Genomic DNA, 17690 nt, shown 5'->3' on the forward strand with positions numbered 1-17690 from the left:
GTCCCGAGGACTCCGAAGACCCCGAAGACCCCGAAGACCCGAACGGTCCCGAGGACCCCGAGGACCCCGAAGACCCCGAACCACCCTTCTCCGCCCCCGGCTTCGAGCCCTCGCCCGACGAACCCGTACACCCGCTCAACACCACCAACACCAGCGCCACGGCGGCGCCGGCCACTCCTCCCACGGGCCTGCGCATCGCACGTCCCCCTGTCCTCCCTCGGGCGGTCCGCGGTGAACCGCTGCTTTCAATACACCGCTCACCGCCCCCGGGTTCCCACCTCCGCGCCGCGACTTCCCGGGCCGCTCCCCCTACCCGCCGCGACATCCCGGGCCGCCACCTCCCCGCACCGCGACTTCCCCCGCCGCGACTTCCCGAGCCGCTCCCCCTACCCACCGCCCCTTCCCCCGCCGCGACTTCCCGTCCCTACTTCCCCAGCCGCCCGAACTTCCGTACCGCCAGCGGGAAGAAGACCGCGAGCAGCACCAGCGGCCACACCACCGCCGCCCAGACGTGTCCCGGCTCGCCGCCCGGATTGCCGAAGAGATCACGGACCGCCGTCGCGGTCGCCGACATCGGGTTCCACTCCACGAACGTCCCGAGCCAGCCCGGCATCGAGTCCGGCGAGGCGAAGGCATTGGACAGGAAGCCGACGGGCCAGACCAGGATCTGTACCGCCTGCACCAGTTCGGCCCGCCCCGCGACCAGGGCCAGGAAGATCCCGATCCACAGCATCGCGAAACGCAGCAGAAGCAGCAGCCCCAGGGCCCCCAGGGTGCTCCCGAGGCCCCCGTCGGCCCGCCAGCCGATCGCGTACCCGACGCCGACCATCACGAGCAGCCCCACCGTCGACTGGAGCATGTCGGCGGCCGCCCGGCCCACGAGCACCGCTCCGTCGGTCATCGGCATCGCCCGGAACCGGTCGATCACGCCCTTGTTCAGGTCCTGCGTCACCGCCGTCATGGTGCCTTCGAGCCCGAAGACCATGGTCAGCGTGAGCATCCCGGGCACCAGGAAGTCGACGTAGTCGCCGTCGACGCTCCGCCCGCCGCCGACCAGATAGCCGAACATCAGCAGCATCATCACCGGGAAGACCAGCCCGACCAGGACCTGCACCGGTTGCCGGGCCCAGTGCGCCAGTTCGCGGCGGGTCATCGTCCAGCAGTCGCTCACCACGTACGCGGCGCTCATGCCGCCACCTCCTTCGCCCGGCCCGCCCCGGGAGCCGTACCGCAGCCCCCGTCGGGACCTGCCCCGCGCGCTGTCAGATGCAGGAAGACCTCTTCCAGCGTCGGCCGCCGCAGCGCCATGTCCTCCGCCTCGATCCCGGCCGCCGCGAGCGCCCGCACGGTCTCGGCGAGCGAGGCCATCCGGTCCTCCACCGGCGCGCTGAGCAGCCGCCGGTCGGCGTCCACGCTCACCTCGGCCCGCGCCACGGGCAGCAGCCCGGCCGCCTCGTCGAGCCGTGCCGCGTCCCGTACGACCACGTCGATACGGTCCACGCCGACCCGCGCCTTGAGCTCGTCGGCCGTGCCGTCGGCCACGACCCGCCCCTGGTCCACGACCGAGATCCGGTCGGCCAGCTGGTCGGCCTCCTCCAGGTACTGCGTGGTCAGCAGCACCGTGGTTCCTCCGCCGACGAGTGAGCGCACCGACTCCCAGACCTCGCCGCGGCCGCGCGGGTCGAGCCCGGTCGTCGGTTCGTCGAGGAAGAGCACCTCGGGCTCCGTGATCAGCGAGGCCGCCAGGTCGAGCCGCCGCCGCATACCGCCGCTGAACTGCTTGACGGGCTTGCGGCCGGTGTCGGTGAGGCCGAAGCGCTCCAGGAGTTCGTCGGCCCGAGTCCCCGCGCGCCGCGCGCCCAGGTGGTGGAGCCGGCCGAACATCTCCAGGTTCTGCCGGCCGCCCAGTTCCTCGTCGAGGGCCGCGTGCTGCCCGAGCAGCCCGATCCGCCGCCGTACCTCACGGGCCTCGGTCCGTACGTCGTGCCCCGCCACCCGCACCAGGCCCTCGTCGTGGCGCAGCAGGGTGGCCAGGATCCGTACCGTCGTGGTCTTGCCCGCGCCGTTGGGCCCGAGCAGGCCGTGGACGGTGCCGCGCCGGACGGTGAGGTCGAGGCCGGCCAGGGCGTCCTTCTCGCCGTACCGCTTGCGTGCGCCCTCCACGAGGATCGCGTCGCCAGTCGCCGTCATGTCGATTCCTCCCGCAAAATGCGTAGTCAAATTTGACCACTTGCCGCCGACGGAGGAAGGTATGCCCTCCCGGACCCTTAGTCAAACTTGATTAGATGCGGATCTTCCCGCGCGCTCGTAGGGGCGCCGGCGCCCGATCAGGTCGCAAAGGGGTTCTCCTCCCCCTCGGCGAGCACGCCCACGAAAGGCTCGCCCTCGCCCGCGAACACGTACGCCCCGCCCTCGATCCGCTCGATCAGGCCGAGCGTCCACTCCTTGCCGGCGTCCGCCGAGTGGATCCACATGTGCATGATCTCGCCGATGTGCCCGAGCTGACCGGGGCCGCCCTCCGGCGTGTAGTACTCCGTGACCGCCGCCCGCCATGCGTCGAGCGCCCGCACCCGCTGCCGCAGCAGCTCCGCGGCCTCCTCCCGGGGCAGGTCCACGATGAAGCCGATGCCCGCCGACAGGACGTCCATCTTCTGGTCGTACGTGGTCAGCGCCTCGCGCAGCAGCGCGAAGTACTCCTCCGCGCCGCGCTCCGTCAGCTCGTACTCGACGCGCGGCGGGCCGCCCACCGTGCTGGGCGCCACCTCGTGCGCGTGGAGCAGTCCCTGCTTCGCCATCTGCTTCAGCGCGTGGTAGATCGAGCCGGGCTTGGCGTGGGACCACTCGTGCGCGCCCCAGAACTCCAGGTCGTTGCGGACCTGGTAGCCGTGGGCGCGGCCGTGCTGCTTCACCGCGCCCAGGACCAGCAGCCGGATCGCCGACATCGCCGTACCTCCTGGTCAATTTTGACCAGAGTACGCGCGCGGGGCCGCCGGAGAGCGGCCCCGACCCCGCTCACGCTCAGCCTCGGCCCTGCTCCGCCGCGATCAGGTCGAAGGAGCCCTTGCCGTCCAGGGACTCGCGGATGACGTCCGCGTGCCCGGCGTGCCGGCCGGCCTCCTGCACCAGGTGGAGCAGCATCCAGCGGATCGAGACCCGCCCGTTCTCGGGGAACCAGGGCGCCTTGGGCAGCGGGAAGGTGTCGTCCAGGCTCGGCACCGTGCGGATGTACTCCTCGGTCTCCTTCGCCACGCCCGCCCAGAACTCCACGATCTCCGGGATCGTCTCGTCGTCCACGAGGCGGAAGCCGTCGCCCCAGGTCTCCTGGGTGCGCTGCCGCTCGTTCGGCTGCTGCTGCGCCAGCCGGAGCCAGTTCAGCTCGACCTCGGCGACGTGCTTGAGCAGGCCGGAGAGGCTGAGCTCGCTGGCGCTGGGGCGGCTCGCCGCCTGCTCCTCGGTGAGACCGAGGAGCGAGCGGCGGATCGCGGCGCGCTGCGCCTCGACGAAGTTGAGGAGCGCGCCGCGCTCGTCGCCCTGGGCCTCCGTGGGAACAAGAGCCACCATGATGTCCGCCTTCCGTAGCTGAATCGCGTTCGTCGCCCGGTTCCTGTGAACCTTCTCGACACCCCTCACGCTACGGAGACTTGCGGACAGATACGGTCCGCAATGAGAAATCAGTACGCGGCCGACCCAGAAGGCTCGAAGACTCGGAGACTCGAAGGCTCGAAGACTCGAAGGGCTCAGAAGGGGAACCGGCTCCGGCCGTGCTGGATCGAGATCCACTTCTGGGTCGTGAAGCTCTCCACCATCGCCTCACCGTTGAGCCGCCCGATGCCCGAGTGCTTCTCGCCGCCGAAGGGCACGATCGGCTCGTCGTGCACGGTGCCGTCGTTGATGTGGATCATGCCGGTGTGGATGCGCTTGGCGATCCGTACACCCCGCTCGACATCCCCGGTGTGGACAGCGCCGCTGAGCCCGTACGGGGTGTCGTTGGCGATGCGCACGGCCTCCTCCTCGCCGTCGAACGGGACGATCAGCGCGACCGGGCCGAAGATCTCCTGGCCCAGGATCGGCGCGTCCGGCGCGAAGCCGGTGAGGACGGACGGGGAGACGAGGTTGCCGTCGACCGTGCCGTGCAGCAGAGCCGTCGCGCCCGCCTCGACCGTCTGGTCGACGAGCGAGGAGACAGCCTCTGCCTGCTGCGAGTTGATGAGCGGACCGATGTGGGTGGCGGGGTCGGCCGGGTCGCCGACGCGCAGGGTCTTCACCTTCGCCACGAACTTCTCGGTGAACTCCTCCTCCACGGTCCGGTCCACCAGGATGCGGTTGGCGGCCATGCAGACCTGCCCCTGGTGCACGAAGCGGCTGAAGACGGCCGCGTCCACCGCGTAGTCGACGTCGGCGTCGTCGAGGACGATCAGGGCGCTGTTGCCGCCGAGTTCGAGGACGGCGTGCTTGAAGTTCTGCGCGCAGACCGTGGCGACGTGGCGGCCGACCTTGTCGGAGCCGGTGAAGGAGATGACCTTCGGGACGGGGTGGGTCAGGAGCGCGTCGCCGATCTCGGCGATGTCGGTGACGACGACGTTCAGCAGACCGGCCGGCAGACCGGCCTCCTCCAGGACCTTGGCGACGAGGGTGCCGCCGCAGATCGGGGTGTTCTGGTGCGGCTTGAGGACGACCGCGTTGCCGAGGGCCAGCGCGGGCGCGACCGACTTGATCGACAGGAGGAAGGGGAAGTTGAAGGGGGAGATGACACCGACGACGCCGACCGGGACGCGGTAGACGCGGTTCTCCTTGCCGTCGACCGGGGACGGCAGGATGCGGCCCTCGGGACGCAGCGCCAGCTGCACCGCCTCGCGCAGGAACTCCTTGGCGAGGTGCAGCTCGAAGGCCGCCTTGAGGCGGGTGCCCCCGAGCTCGGCGACGATAGTCTCGGCGATCTCCTCCTCGCGGTCCTCGACGATCCGCAGGGCACGCTCGAAGACGAGCCGACGCGTGTACGGGTTGGTCTCGGCCCACTCGGCCTGGGCGCGCTCGGCGGCGCGGTAGGCGCGGTCGACCTCACCGGCGGTGGCGACGGTGATCGACGCGAGCTTCTCCCCGGTGTAGGGGTTGAAGTCGATGATGTCCCACGAGCCGCTGCCGGGCTTCCACTCGCCGTCGATGTACTGGTGGGCCAGGTCGGTGAAGTGCGACATGGATCGAGACCCCTCTACCCGCTCTACTTCCGTACGGATGACAGAAGTGACGTGGAAACGTCGAAACGTCGAAACTGATGTCACGTCATCGTACTGATGTGTCAGGTGAGTTGGAGGAGTCCCCGGAGAAGGTCTCGGCTTTCGGCCGGATCCGGCCCTTCCTTCTGGAGCCGCTCCATCACCCGCTGGTACTGGGCGACCTCCTCGCGCTTGTCGAGGTAGAGGGCGCTGGTGAGTTGCTCCAGGTAGACGATGTCGGAGAGGTCGGACTCGGGGAAGCTCAGCATCGTGAACGCACCGCTCTCGCCGGCATGCCCGCCGAAGCTGAAGGGCATGATCTGGAGCGTGACGCCGGGGTGTTCGGAGATCTCGATGAGATGCCTCAGCTGGCCCTGCATGACGGACCGGTCGCCGTAGGGCCGGCGCAGCGCGGCCTCGTCGAGGACTGCGTGGAACTGCGGGGCGCGCTCGGAGACGAGGACCTTCTGCCGTTCGAGGCGGAGCGCGACCCGGCGGTCGATCTCGGCGGCGGGGGCGCCGGGCATGCCCCGGGAGACGACCGCCTGGGCGTACGCCTCGGTCTGCAACAGGCCGTGGACGAACTGCACTTCGTAGACGCGGATGAGGGACGCGGCACCCTCCAGACCGATGTACGTCTGGAACCAGCCGGGCAGGACGTCGCCGAAGCTGTGCCACCAGCCGGCGACGTTGGCCTCGCGGGCGAGCCCGAGAAGCGAGCCGCGCTCGGCCTCGTCCCCGACCCCGTACAGGGTGAGCAGATCCTCGACGTCCCTGGCCTTGAAGCTCACCCGTCCCAACTCCATACGGCTGATCTTGGATTCGGACGCACGGATCGAGTAACCGGCCGCCTCGCGGGTGATCCCGCGCGACTCGCGCAACCGCCTCAGCTGGGAGCCCAGCAGGATGCGCCGCACCACACTCCCGCTCGCTCCGCCCGATTCGCCTGCGGTCACGGCTCCCAGCCTCCCCTTTACGGTGTCGAGCCCCCGTCGAGCCCCGGATTCTGCCACCAAACGCTTCAGCGCGTACACATTCGATTACGGAAAGACGGCGAGTTCCGGGCAGCCGCGGAAAGTTCCCCTCCAGTGGCCGACGACTTATGCACAGATTAGGCACGGGGACGGACAGGTCCGGCGCGTGCACGTGCATCTGCCCTTGCATCCAGTGGTCGCATTCGGAACCATGGACCTCGCGCAGCCGCGTGCTCGTTCGTGTTGTCGTGTTGTCGCACCACAGTCGCGATTCCCGGGAGTGCCTCGCATGGGGACCAATGGATCGACCGTGCTCGAGCCGTTACGGCAGGGCCTTCCGCCGATCGATCCCGGCGCCGTCTCCACCTCCGCCTCCTGCGCGTTGCCCGCGCGGTACGAAGCCGTCCGCGGAGCCCGGAAGTTCACCAGTGCGACGCTCGACCGCTGGGAGCTGACCGAGCGCTTCGACGACGTGGCCCTGGTCGTCTCCGAGCTCGTCACCAACGCGCTGCGCCATGCGGTGCCCGCCGACGCGCCCCAGGAGGAAGGCCAGAACCCGCCGGTTCGGCTGCACTTGATGCGCTGGAGCTCGCGCCTCGTGTGCGCCGTGCGCGACCCCAGCCAGGAGAGCCCGGAGGCGCGCGGCGGCGAGGAGGACTTCGCCGCCGAGTCGGGACGCGGGCTCTTCCTGGTGGACTCGTTCAGCGACAGCTGGGGGTGGCATCCGCTGGCCGGCACGCTGCGGGGCAAGGTGGTGTGGGCGCTGTTCCGGATAGGTCCGGAGTAGAAGCCGCGCACCGTACAGCCGCGCACATCCATACGAGAGAAGGGCCCCGACGCTCACCGCCGGGGCCCTTCTCGTGCGTGTGCGGTCCGCGCAAGGTCCTCACACCAAGTGGTCGAACTCCCCGTCCTTGACGCCGAGGAGGAGCGCCTCTATCTCCGCGGGGGTGTAGACGAGGGCGGGGCCTTCGGGGTGGCGCGAGTTGCGTACGGCAACGTTTCCCCCCGGCAGTTTGGCGAACTCCACGCACGATCCCTGGGAGTTGCTGTGCCTGCTCTTCTGCCACACGACACCTCGCAGCTCCGTGGCCGCCATGCCGTTGTACGCGTGATGCGCATGATGCACTGGTAGCTCCCCGAGTTGCTTGGTGCAGGTGTCAACTTCCTCGGATCATAGCTGTGTTCATATGCCGATGCATGAGCAGATGCACGTGCACGGGGGGTGGCGTAGCGGCTACGCGACTCAGCGTGCTACCAGCGAGTACGGTGCCGCGCCCGCCCCTCACCCTACGGGTCCTGATCTTCCGCCTACGGGTGTTGATCTTGAGCCTACGGCTCCCGACCTTCCTGCCGGGCCCCGCTCAGGGACCCACTCCGGCCGGGGCCAGGGGCAGCTCGGCGAGGAGCTTGCCCGCACGGTCGTACAGCGCCGGGCTGACCTCCCCCTCCCCCGGTCCGGTCTGCGCGTACCAGACACCCCAGCCCGGCTTGCCCGGCAGTTCGAGCAATGTGGCAACGATTCCGCGGCCCTCCGCGTTCCTCAGCTCGACCCGTCCCGCCGTACGGGTCCCGTAGTAGAGCCCCGAGTGGAAGGCCCCCTTCGCGCCCCCCTCGCTCTGGTGGCTGATGCCCGGCGCGCTCAGGTCGATGTTGCCGTCGGAGACACTGCGGACGTTCTCGTAACCGTCCGGCCCGAGCCAGTGCTTGCCCTCCCCCGTCAGCCAGATCCTCCAGCCCTTCCCGGCGTTCACCCGCTCACCGGAGGCCACGATCCTGATCGGGGTCGACTCCGGGGGCGGGGGGTCGCTCGCGCGTGCGACCGGCGCCGTGGTCGGGACGGTGGTCGGCGGGACGGCGACGGGGGCCGACGGCGACGGCGACGGGCGTACGGGAGTCAGAGCGACGACCGCCACCACGGCCGTCGCGACCGCGAGCACCGAGAGCGCCGACAGGGCGGTCGTACGGCGCCGCCGGCGCGCCCGGCCCGCACGGCGGACGGCCTCCAGCGGAAGCGGGCCCGGGGTGACGTCGAAGGCGGCCCGCGCGAACGCCGCGCGCACGTCGGTCTCCCCCGGGGCGGCGGTCGGTGCGGACTGCTCGCCTTCGAGACCGGGGCCGGGACCGGCAGCGGGACGGGGGTCGGGATCCGGGGGTGTCGTCGGGCTTGCGGGGGTCATCGTCGGGCTCCGGTGGAGACGGGGAGAGGCGGGGCGGAGGCGGTGACGAGCCCCGGGTGGGCGCGCAGCGCCGTCAGACCGCGCCGTGCATGGGTCTTGACCGTGCCGATCGAGCAGTTGAGCACGCTCGCGATCTCCAGCTCGGTCAGATCCTCCCAATAGCGGAGCACCATGACCGCACGCTGGCGGGCGGTCAGATCCGATAACGCGGCCAGCAGGGCGGTGCGTTGTTCGACCGCCTCGGCGTGACCCGCCGAGGTGTGGCGCAGCGACTCCGGCAGGACCGGCGTGAGGAGATGGACGACCCGCTTGCGGCGGAGCCGGCTGAGGTTGTTGTTGATCAGCGCCCGGCGGACATAGAGGTCGACCTCTCCGCGGGGAACCCGCCGCCACCGCGAGTACACCTTGGCCAGCGTCGTCTGCACCAGGTCCTCGGCCTCGTGGAAGTCCCCGGTCAGGAACTGGGCCGTACGCACCAGACGCGGCCAGGCGGCGACGGCGAACTCGGTGAAGCCGTCGTCCTCGGAACCGTCGATGACGTCGGTGACGGACTCGTGCGGCACGATGTCGGACCTCGCGATCGGTCGATGGATCGGTGGAGCGGAGAGGCGGCGGGGCCCGCCCCGTGCCGGGCCCCGCCACGTTTCTGCCACGGCTCAGCCGCGGCCCGCCGGGAAGTCGAAGCCCGGAAGCTCGGCCAGGAGCTTGCCCGTGCGGTCGTAGAGGGTGACGCCGGGGCTGCTGCCGCCGTTCCCTTCCGCCGGCCCGGTGTGGGCGTACCAGACACCCCAGTCGGGGCGGCCGGGCAGGGCGATGAGGGTGGCGGCGGTCTTGCGGCCCTCGGCGTCGGTCAGCTCGACGCGGCCCGCCTTACGGGTCCCGTAGTAGAGGCCCGAGTGGAAGACGCCCGTCGCGTCGCCCTCGCTCTGGTGGCTCACGCCGGGCTGCGAGCGGTCGATGTTGCCGTCGACCACACTGCGGAAGTTCTCGTAACCGTCCGGGCCCGTCCAGTACTTGCCCTCGCGGGTCAGCCACACGGTGTAGCCCTGGCCCGCGTCCACGCGGGCGCCAGGACGCACGGTACGGACCGGGTCCGGGGCGGGCACGGCGGCCTCGGCCGGGGCGACCTTCACGGGGACGGCGACCTTCACGGGGACGGCGGGCCTGGCGGCGGCGGGCTCGGCCGGGGCCGCGGGCTTGGTCTGCGCTGCGGAACGGGTCGCGGGGGAGGTCTCGGTGGACGCCCCGACGGCCGACGGTGCCGCGATCACCACGGCGGCCACGACGCCGGCGGCCGCCAGCCAGTACTTCTTCATGCGGTTGCTCCTGGGTGGGATGGGATGTCGGTGCAGGACCGCACACGTCCGCACGTCCGCACGTCCACGCCCCTCTCTCCCTACCAACTCCGCCCAGCCGGACGCCGGATGACATGCTCGCGAAATTCGTCCCAGGGCGGGGCGAGGCCGGGACCCGGGGTCGGGACCCGGAGCCCGGGCCGGGGCTGGGGCTGGGGCTGGGGCAGAGGCCGGGGCCGGGGCCGGGGCTAGCGCGCCCGCGCCCGCGTGGATTCCGTCAGGGCCGTCGTGACCTCGTCCAGGGCCTCCAGGAGAAGCACCGCGCCCTTGTGCAGCAGGAAGTGGTCCGGTGGGTCGTCGGACCAGGCGTCGACCGTCTCGCGCAGGTCGTCCCAGCGCGGTGCCTTGCGCTCCCGTACGTCCTTGGCGCCCCGTTCCGTCGCCCGGCGCAGGGACTCCGCGAGGGTCGCGGCGGCGGGGATGGGCGGGGCACCCCGCTCCGGCAGGTGCGCCTCCATGAGCATCGCCACCCGCCCGAACTCCGCGAGCGCGTGGTCGGCCTGCTCGGCCGCCGCGTGCGAGAGGCCCCGGTGCCGTACGGGCTCGTGCGTCGCCCGGTCCACCGCATCCTGCCAGGCGACCCGGGCCGCACGGGTGTTCAGGAGCGCCTCCCGTACGTCGGGGCTGCCGGGTCCGGCCGGATCGGCGTACCGCGCGGTGACCGCGGCGGCGTACCTGCCGACCGACGCCACCCAGTCCGCGAGCCGGCCGCGCAGCCGGGGCGTCTCCCAGGCCGGGTAGACGGCGTACGCGAGCATCGCGAGGAGCCCGCCGATCAGGGTCAGCAGCACCCGGTCCCGCACGGTCTGGGTGACCCCCGCGCCCTCCATGCCGAGCAGGAACACGACGTACGCGGCGACGAAGACCTGGGCGGCCGCGTACCCCGTGCGCATCAGCAGGTACATCGCGAAGGCGCACACCACCGCCAGGCCGGCCGACAGGTACACGTCCGGGTGCGCCGTCTGCACGACCGCCGTCGCCAGGGCCACCCCGACCAGGGTGCCGCCGAACCGGGCCACCGAGCGCGCGTACGTCTGCGAGAAGTCCGGGCGCATGACCATCACCGAGGCCATCGGCGCCCAGTAGCCGTGCCCGAAGGGGAGCACCGCGCCGAGGAGGTAGCCGGCGGCCGTGACCACCGAGACGCGGATCGCGTGGCGCAGGATCGGGGAGTCACGGCGCAGCTCGGCGCGCGCCTTCGCGACGACGATCGGCGCCAGGCGGACGAGGGTGGGGCGGGTGCGGGCCGTGGCGCCGTGCCCGCCCGCGTCCGTGGTCTCCGTCCTCGGCTCCGCCGTCTCGACGACGTCGCCGAGCAGCGCGACGAGACGGAGGGCGGCGCGGCGGGACGGGCCGTGGAGGATCGCGCCGGTGTCGGGGGTGCGAAGGGCGGCGACGGCGGGTGGGGGGACGGTGACGGGTTCGCCGTGCCGGATGGCGTGCGCGGCGGCGTCCAGGACGGAGGCCGCGGCCGCGAGCAGCTCCCGTACGCGCGCGCGTGCGGGGCCTTCCTCCGGGACGCCGACCGCCGGGTCGGCGAGGGAGGCGAGGACCGGCCGGATGCGCTCGGCGAGGCCCCGGGCGCCGTGCAGCTCCGCCGGACGGCGGCGGGCCTGGCCGGGTGTCACGGCGGCCGCGTTGCGGGCGGTCATGAGGGGGACGGGATCGAACGGGGCGACCGGGTCGTGGCGGAGGCGGCGGGCGTAGTCCGCCTCGGCGGCGAGGGCGTCCGCGAGGGCGTCGCGCTGGGCGCCCCAGCGGCGGACCGGGAGGACGACGACCAGGACGGCCTGGACGACACCGCCCGCGAAGATCATGACGGCGTGGCCGGCGGCGGTGGCGACGGAGGTGGGGAGGGTGACGGTCACCAGCATGATCGCCACGTTGGAGGAGGCGATGATGCCGGCGGTGGGGCCGGCGGCCCAGGCCAGCCCCGAGAGGAAGGTCCAGAGGAGCAGCAGGGCGAGGAAGAGGCCCTCGTGGGCGCCGGTGAGGTAGCCGATGAACGTCGACACGGCGAGGCTGGCGCCGGAGGCGAGGGCCAGGGTGGGGCGGGGGCGCCAGGAACGCTGGAAGGTGGCGATGGCCGCCTGGTAGGCGCCGAAGGCGGAGGAGGCGGCGACGGCGGGGCCGAAGACGGCGAGCGAGAAGCCGATGACGAGGGCGAGCCCGAGTGCGGCGCGGGCGGCGATGACGGGGTCGAGCCGCTGCCGCTCGACGGTGAGCCCGGAGCGGGCGGTCTCCTTCAACGCCCGGAGCCAGCTCATGGCCCGAGCGTATCCGCGATCGACCCAAAACAGGCCATTCCCCCCATCCGGCCCCGCCCCACGCCTCCCGGAACCCTGCCGGGGGCGGGTAGGGGCTCGGGGGGCGTGAGGCGGCCCCCGCCCCACGCCCTGCCCCACGACCCACACCCCACCCCGCGCGCCGCACCGCCCGCTACCCCCGGCCCTCGACCCCCCGTCGCCCCGGGCCCAGGCCCGCCCTGTCCGCTGCCGAGGCGCCGTGGGTCCAGCCCTCCTCGTCCCAGGCCGCACGTACGCGCGTGGCTCGGGTTTCCGGGAAGAGTTCGTCCGTGCGGGTGGTGACCGCCAGGTCGCGGGAGGCGAGGGCCGGGAGAAGGGTCGGGGCCTCGGACGCCACCCGGCGGGACGTGGCCGCGAGTCGGGCGCCGAGCCGGTTCGCGTACGCCAGCAGGAACGACTGCCGGAACGACTTCGTGCGTTTGCGGCCCCCCGCCCGCTGCTCCGCCTCCGCCCGCGTCATCGCCGCCGTCCCCTGCACGAGCAGCGACGTGTACAGCAGTTCCACCGGGTCGAGGTCCGCCTCGAAGCCGACCACCGTCGAGAAGCCGTACGACTCGTTCCACACCGCCCGGCAGTGGTTCGCCGTCGCCACCGCGTCGAGCAGGATCGCCTTCGCCTGCTCGTACGGCGGCTCCACCCCGATCCGGATCGCCCCCGGCGTCTCCGGCGACGGCGCCCCCGCCGCGAGCGTCGCCTCGTCCAGGCTGTGGCGCGCCATCAGCTCCTGCGCCTTGGCGGTGAGCGCCTCCGCCTCCTCCGGATACCCCGTCGCCTCGGCCTTCGCCAGCAGCGCCCTGATCCGGGTCAGCATGCGCGGCTCCCCGGCCGTCGCCGGCGGCAGCGCCTCCCCGGGCGCCGGACCGACCGCGTCGAGCCTCGGCAGCCGGACCAGGAGCCGGTACAGCTCCAGGACGGTCGTCGCGTACGAGAAGCGGTCCGACGGCTGGCCGGGAGTCGCGTCCAGCTCGTCGAGTTGTGTCCGCCAGCGGTGCGGCAGGCGCTCGTAGCGGGCCGTCTCGGCCCTGATCAGGCCGGTGAGGACCCGGAGGTGGTCGTCGGAGAGGTCACGGCGCGCCAACCGTACGACGTCCGCCGGCTGCCACCCCCGCCCCCACAGCGTCCGTACGAACTCCTCGCCGCGGCGCGTCAGTTCCGCGTCGGCGGCGCGGTCGGCGGCCAGCAGCGACGCCGCCGTGTCGAGCGACCCGTCGTCGCTCGCGTACAGCGCCTCGAAGGCCTTGTCGATCGTGGTGCTCGTGCTCACGTGCTCACGCCGTCCTCGTGTCCCATTCCTCGCGCGACCGGGCGATCACCGCACGGTGGTCGAGCGACCAGTCGATGAGCTGCTTGATCAGGTGGGTCATGCTGTGCCCGGTCTCCGTCAGCGCGTACTCGACCTGCGGCGGTGTCGTCGGATACACCGTCCGCGAGACGAGGCCGTCCCGTTCGAGGCGCCGCAGCGTCAGGGTCAGCATCCGCTGGGAGATCCCGGTGACGAGCCGCTGGAGTTCCCTGAACCGCCTCGGCCCCGGCGCGAGTTCGACGACCACGTGCACGGTCCACTTGTCGCCGAGCCGGTCCTGGACGTCCCGTACCCCGCAGTCCTCCGCGCAGCTCACCAAGGGCTCGGTGGTTACCTCCGTGTGCCCCTCGGACATGAATGTGCCTCCTTCCGCGATCTTCTCCGCCCCTCCACGATGGTCTCAGCCATCTCGACCCCTGGGGGAATCCATGCTTCTCGTCACCGGCGTCTCCGGCGCTCTCGGCTCGCTCGTCGCCGAACGGCTCGCCGGTCGCGACGACGTCGTCCTCGGTACGCGCGCGGGGCTGCCCGGCACCCGCCGACTCGACTTCGACGCGCCCGGGACGCTGCCGGAGGCCTTCGCCGGGGTGGACACGCTGCTGCTGATATCCGCCGGGTACGGAGAGGACGACACGGTCGTCGCCCGTCACGAGGCCGCGATCTCGGCCGCCGAGCGGGCGGGCGTCCGGCACGTCGTGTACACGAGCCTCTCCGGCGACGGCGACCACCTCACGTACGCGCTCGCGCACCGCTGGACCGAACGGCGGCTGCGGCGCTCCCCCACCCTCGACTGGACGATCCTCCGCAACGGCCTCTACGCCGAGTTCCTCACCTGGATCGCCGTGCCCGACGCCGACAACCGGATCACCGGCCCCCTCGGCGAGGGCCGCCTCGCCGCCGTCGCCCGTGAGGACCTCGCCGAGATCGCCGCCTCCGTCGCGACGGACCCGGCCGCCCACCGGAACCGGGTGTACGAGCTGGTCGGCGAGCGCGCCCTCGGCGGCGCCGACCTCGCGGCGGCCCTGGGCGCCACGTACGCCCCCGGCACGTTCGCCGACACCCGCGCCGCGATCGCCGCGTCCGGGGCGTTGCCCTTCCAGGTGCCGATGCTGGCGAGCACGTACTCGGCGATCGCCCACGGCTTCATGGACGGCACGGGCGTCGAGAGCGACCTGCGCGCTCTGCTCGGCGGCCGCGAACCCCTCGACGCGCTGGAGGTGTTCGTGAAGGCGGCTCGGGAGAGCCAGGCGGTGTCCTGATCCACAAGACACCCCTTGGACCCGGCCAGGGGGTAGGGGGTAGGGGGTAGGGGGTAGGGCCAGGCATACCCTCTGAACGCCCGTCAGTGGTCGTGATCGGCGGCGGCGGAAACGGTTCGCTTGAGGCATGACCTCGACAGCCCGAACCGCCCCCACGGCCCCCACCTCCGTCGCCCCCACCGCCGCCGTACGGCTCCGCCGGCTCGCCCGCCACCACCGGGACGTCCGCGCCCTCGACGGTGTCGACCTCGACTTCCGCGCCGGGACATTCACCGCCGTCATGGGCCCCTCGGGCTCCGGCAAGTCCACGCTGCTCCAGTGCGCGGCCGGGCTCGACCGGCCCACCTCCGGGCAGGTGGAGGTCGGCGGGGTCGCCCTGGATGGGCTGAGCGAGCGGCGGCTGACCCTGTTGCGGCGGGACCGGATCGGTTTCGTCTTCCAGTCCTTCAACCTGCTGCCCGCTCTGACGGCCGCGCAGAACGTCGCCCTGCCCCTCCGGCTCGCCGGCCGCCGCCCGTCCCGTACGGAGGTACGGGAGGCGCTGGCCCGCGTCGGGCTCGCGGGGCGGGAGCGGCACCGGCCGGGTGAGCTGTCCGGCGGACAGCAACAACGGGTGGCCATCGCCCGGGCGTTGATCACCCGTCCGGCCGTTCTCTTCGGCGACGAGCCGACCGGCGCGCTCGACTCGACGACGAGCCGCGAGGTGCTGGACATGCTGCGGGAGCTGGTCGACCGGGACGGTCAGACGATCGTCATGGTCACCCACGATCCGGTGGCGGCGGCCCGCGCGGACCGCGTGGTCTTCCTGGTCGACGGTCGCGTGGCGGGTGAGCTGCCGGCCCCGAAGGTGGAGGCGGTCGCGGCGCGGATGACGGCCCTGGAGACGGGACCGGCGTCGGTGCCGGGGACGGCCCACGCCTCCGCCACCCCCGCCGGGAGGACCGCGTGCTGACCGTCGTCCTCTCCGGCCTGCGCGCCCGCTGGGCCTCCTTCCTCGGCGGGTTCGTCGCCCTCGCGCTCGGTGTCGGGCTGCTCGCCACCATGAGCCTCGGGCTGTCCGCCGCCTTTCACGCGCCCGAGCGTTCTCCTCAGCGGTTCGCGTCCTCGGCCGTCGTCGTGCAGGGTCAGGACCGGCTGACACTGGATGTGCGGCGGGGGCCCGAGACCGTGTCCGTGGCGCAGCGGCTCGACCGTCCACAGCCTGTGGACAAAGAACTGCTCCGTGAGCTCCGGGCCCGCTGGACCGTCACCACCTCCGGCGGACCCGACACAGCCACCCCCTCCGGCGGACCCGACGCCGTCGGCGTCGACGCCCCCGCCGCCGAGGTCCGGGCCCTCGTCGGCGACCGCGCCCAGGTGCTCACCGGCGACGAACGGCGGCGCGCCGACCCCGACGCCGACCGGGACGCCGACGCGCTCGTCGGCGTCAACGCCCTCCTCGGCACCTCCGGCGGCGTCACCGCCTTCGTCTCCGTCTTCGTCGTCGCCTCCACCTTCGCCTTCGCCGTGGCCCTGCGCCGCCGCGAGTTCGGGCTGCTCAGGACCGCCGGGGCCACCCCCGGGCAGATCCGCCGGATCCTCCTCGCCGAGGCCACGGCGCTCGGCGTGCTCGCCTCCGCGGCCGGGTGCGCGCTCGGCGCCCTCGGCGCGCCCGTCCTGGCCCGGACCCTCGTCGACGGCGGTCTCGCGCCCGAGTGGTTCACGGTCGGCGGGCCGGCCTGGCCCTTCCACGCCGCGTTCTGGACGGGCGTGACGGTCGCTCTCGCCGGGGCCGTCGCCGCGTCCCGGCGCGCCGGGAAGGTCGGCCCGACGGCCGCACTCCGCGAGGCGGACGTCGACGCCGACACCCTTCCCCTCGGCCGGGCCCTGCTCGGTACGGGACTGCTCCTGGCCGGCCTCGGGCTCCTCGTCTGGACGTACGCCACGGACCCGTCCGCGCTGCTCAAGCGGAAGACGTACACGATCCTCCCGATGCTCTTGATCACCGGCATCGCCCTGCTCTCCCCGCTCCTCGTCCGGCCGGTGGCCCGGCTGCTGCGGCTGCGGGGGGCCGTGGGGACGCTGGTACGCGAGAACAGCGCCGCCTCGGTACGCCGTACCGCCGCCGTCGCCGCCCCCGTCCTCGTGACAGTGGCGCTCGCCGGGACGCTCTTCGGCTCGGCGACGAGCGTCACGCGCGCGAAGGGCGTCGAAGCGCGCGAGCAGACGGCCGCGCAGTATGTCGTGACGGGCCCGGCCCTGAGACCGGTGACGGCGCCCGCCGGGGCCGTCGTCTCCCCCACGGGGCCGACCTCCGTCTTCGTACGGGACGGGGACGCGGCCGTCGTGAAGTACGGGGCGCGGGCGGTCACCGACCCGGCGGCCTTCGCCGAGCTCGCCCGGCTGCCCGTGGTCGCCGGCGATCCGCGGGACCTCGACGACCGGTCGATCGTCGTCAACGAGGAGTTCGAGCGGCGCCGGGTGGGCGAGACCGTCGAGGTCTGGCGGGCGGACGGGACCGGTCCTGTACGGCTCCGGGTCGCGGCCGTCCTCGCCCTCGGAACCGGCGACAACGGCCCGTACGTCACCCGGGCGAACGCCCCCGGCTCCGCCCCCGACCGGATCGACGCACGCGGCGGCGGTACGGCCACGGTGCGGGCCCTGGAGGCGAGCGGCGGCACCGTCAGGACCGCCGACGCGTGGGCCGACGCCGAGCGCCCGCCGAGCGGCAGCCCGCAGGCCCGGCTCGGCATGGTTCTCGTCCTCGGCATCGCCCTCGTCTACACGGTGATCGGCCTCGCCAACACGCTGCTCATGGCGACCTCCGTACGCGGCGGAGAACTGGCCTCCCTCCGGCTCGCCGGGGCCACCCGGGCCCAGATCCTGCGGGTGGTGACGGGCGAGGCGACCCTCGCCGTGGCGATCGGCACCCTGCTCGGCCTCGCGGTGACCGCGCTGGTCCTGGGCGCCCTGGGCGCGGGCCTCGCCGCCCTCTCCGCCCCGCTGGCCCTGGCCCTCCCGTGGGCCACGGTCGGCACGGCGGCGGGCGTGTGCGCGATGGTCGCGATCGCCGCGTCGGCCCTCCCCGCGTGGCGCCTGACGCGCTGAGCGGCGATGGTGG

Annotated in this window: 17 protein-coding genes; 4 read left to right on the top strand and 13 right to left on the bottom strand. The window is 72.8% G+C overall.

What is annotated here, in order from left to right; translation table 11 throughout:
- Positions 1–424: 424 nt before the first annotated feature.
- The 6 genes from OG462_RS20425 to OG462_RS20450 form a co-directional block, all read right to left on the bottom strand.
- Positions 425–1189, bottom strand: a complete 765-nt coding sequence (locus tag OG462_RS20425) for an ABC transporter permease (RefSeq protein WP_406059510.1) — start codon at positions 1187–1189, stop codon at positions 425–427.
- Complete coding sequence (locus tag OG462_RS20430; protein WP_406059512.1) at positions 1186–2190, bottom strand: ATP-binding cassette domain-containing protein; 1005 nt, start codon at positions 2188–2190, stop codon at positions 1186–1188. The genes OG462_RS20425 and OG462_RS20430 overlap by 4 nt, the downstream gene beginning before the upstream one ends.
- 137 nt (positions 2191–2327) lie before the next feature.
- Entirely contained in the window at positions 2328–2942 is a 615-nt protein-coding gene (locus OG462_RS20435) for a PadR family transcriptional regulator (protein WP_406059513.1), read from the bottom strand.
- Positions 2943–3018: 76 nt separating this feature from the next.
- Positions 3019–3561 carry a DinB family protein gene (locus OG462_RS20440; protein ID WP_406059515.1) on the bottom strand — a complete coding sequence of 181 codons (543 nt, stop codon included), beginning with the start codon at positions 3559–3561 and terminating at the stop codon, positions 3019–3021.
- Positions 3562–3737: 176 nt separating this feature from the next.
- A complete protein-coding gene (locus tag OG462_RS20445) occupies positions 3738–5195 on the bottom strand; it encodes an aldehyde dehydrogenase family protein (RefSeq protein ID WP_406059517.1) in 1458 nt (485 codons plus the stop codon).
- Between the two features lie 101 nt (positions 5196–5296).
- Complete coding sequence (locus tag OG462_RS20450; RefSeq protein ID WP_406059519.1) at positions 5297–6169, bottom strand: helix-turn-helix domain-containing protein; 873 nt, start codon at positions 6167–6169, stop codon at positions 5297–5299.
- Positions 6170–6476: 307 nt separating this feature from the next.
- Here OG462_RS20450 and OG462_RS20455 point away from each other — a divergent pair, with 307 nt between their 5' ends.
- Positions 6477–6974, top strand: a complete 498-nt coding sequence (locus OG462_RS20455; RefSeq protein WP_406059521.1) for an ATP-binding protein — start codon at positions 6477–6479, stop codon at positions 6972–6974.
- A 99-nt stretch (positions 6975–7073) separates the two neighbouring features.
- Here OG462_RS20455 and OG462_RS20460 read toward each other — a convergent pair whose 3' ends face one another.
- The 7 genes from OG462_RS20460 to OG462_RS20490 form a co-directional block, all read right to left on the bottom strand.
- Positions 7074–7286 (bottom strand): DUF397 domain-containing protein, encoded by a 213-nt coding sequence (locus tag OG462_RS20460; protein ID WP_173861569.1) that lies wholly within the window; start codon positions 7284–7286, stop codon positions 7074–7076.
- A 265-nt stretch (positions 7287–7551) separates the two neighbouring features.
- The gene (locus tag OG462_RS20465) at positions 7552–8367 is read right to left on the bottom strand and encodes a hypothetical protein (protein ID WP_406059523.1); all 816 of its coding nucleotides are present in this window, start codon (positions 8365–8367) and stop codon (positions 7552–7554) included.
- Positions 8364–8930: a SigE family RNA polymerase sigma factor gene (locus tag OG462_RS20470; protein WP_406059525.1), complete on the bottom strand. Its 567-nt coding sequence runs from the start codon at positions 8928–8930 to the stop codon at positions 8364–8366. Before OG462_RS20470 ends, OG462_RS20465 begins: the two co-directional genes overlap by 4 nt.
- A gap of 93 nt (positions 8931–9023) precedes the next feature.
- Positions 9024–9683 (bottom strand): hypothetical protein, encoded by a 660-nt coding sequence (locus tag OG462_RS20475; RefSeq protein WP_406059527.1) that lies wholly within the window; start codon positions 9681–9683, stop codon positions 9024–9026.
- A 227-nt stretch (positions 9684–9910) separates the two neighbouring features.
- Positions 9911–11989, bottom strand: a complete 2079-nt coding sequence (locus tag OG462_RS20480; protein ID WP_406059529.1) for an FUSC family protein — start codon at positions 11987–11989, stop codon at positions 9911–9913.
- 172 nt (positions 11990–12161) lie between these two features.
- The gene (locus tag OG462_RS20485; protein WP_406059531.1) at positions 12162–13292 is read right to left on the bottom strand and encodes a DUF2786 domain-containing protein; all 1131 of its coding nucleotides are present in this window, start codon (positions 13290–13292) and stop codon (positions 12162–12164) included.
- Between the two features lie 4 nt (positions 13293–13296).
- Positions 13297–13686, bottom strand: coding sequence for a winged helix-turn-helix transcriptional regulator (locus tag OG462_RS20490; RefSeq protein ID WP_406059533.1), 390 nt, complete (start codon positions 13684–13686; stop codon positions 13297–13299).
- Positions 13687–13759: 73 nt separating this feature from the next.
- Between OG462_RS20490 and OG462_RS20495 the strand changes: the two genes are divergently transcribed.
- The 3 genes from OG462_RS20495 (at position 13760) to OG462_RS20505 (ending at position 17677) form a co-directional block, all read left to right on the top strand.
- On the top strand, positions 13760–14590 hold the full coding sequence (locus OG462_RS20495) for an NAD(P)H-binding protein (RefSeq protein ID WP_406059534.1): 831 nt from the start codon (positions 13760–13762) through the stop codon (positions 14588–14590).
- Between the two features lie 127 nt (positions 14591–14717).
- Positions 14718–15542 (top strand): ABC transporter ATP-binding protein, encoded by an 825-nt coding sequence (locus tag OG462_RS20500; protein WP_406059536.1) that lies wholly within the window; start codon positions 14718–14720, stop codon positions 15540–15542.
- Complete coding sequence (locus OG462_RS20505; RefSeq protein ID WP_406059537.1) at positions 15536–17677, top strand: ABC transporter permease; 2142 nt, start codon at positions 15536–15538, stop codon at positions 17675–17677. Before OG462_RS20500 ends, OG462_RS20505 begins: the two co-directional genes overlap by 7 nt.
- Positions 17678–17690: the final 13 nt, after the last annotated feature.

This window comes from Streptomyces sp. NBC_01077, from assembly GCF_045162855.1.
In the GTDB taxonomy this organism is placed as follows: Bacteria; Actinomycetota; Actinomycetes; order Streptomycetales; family Streptomycetaceae; genus Streptomyces.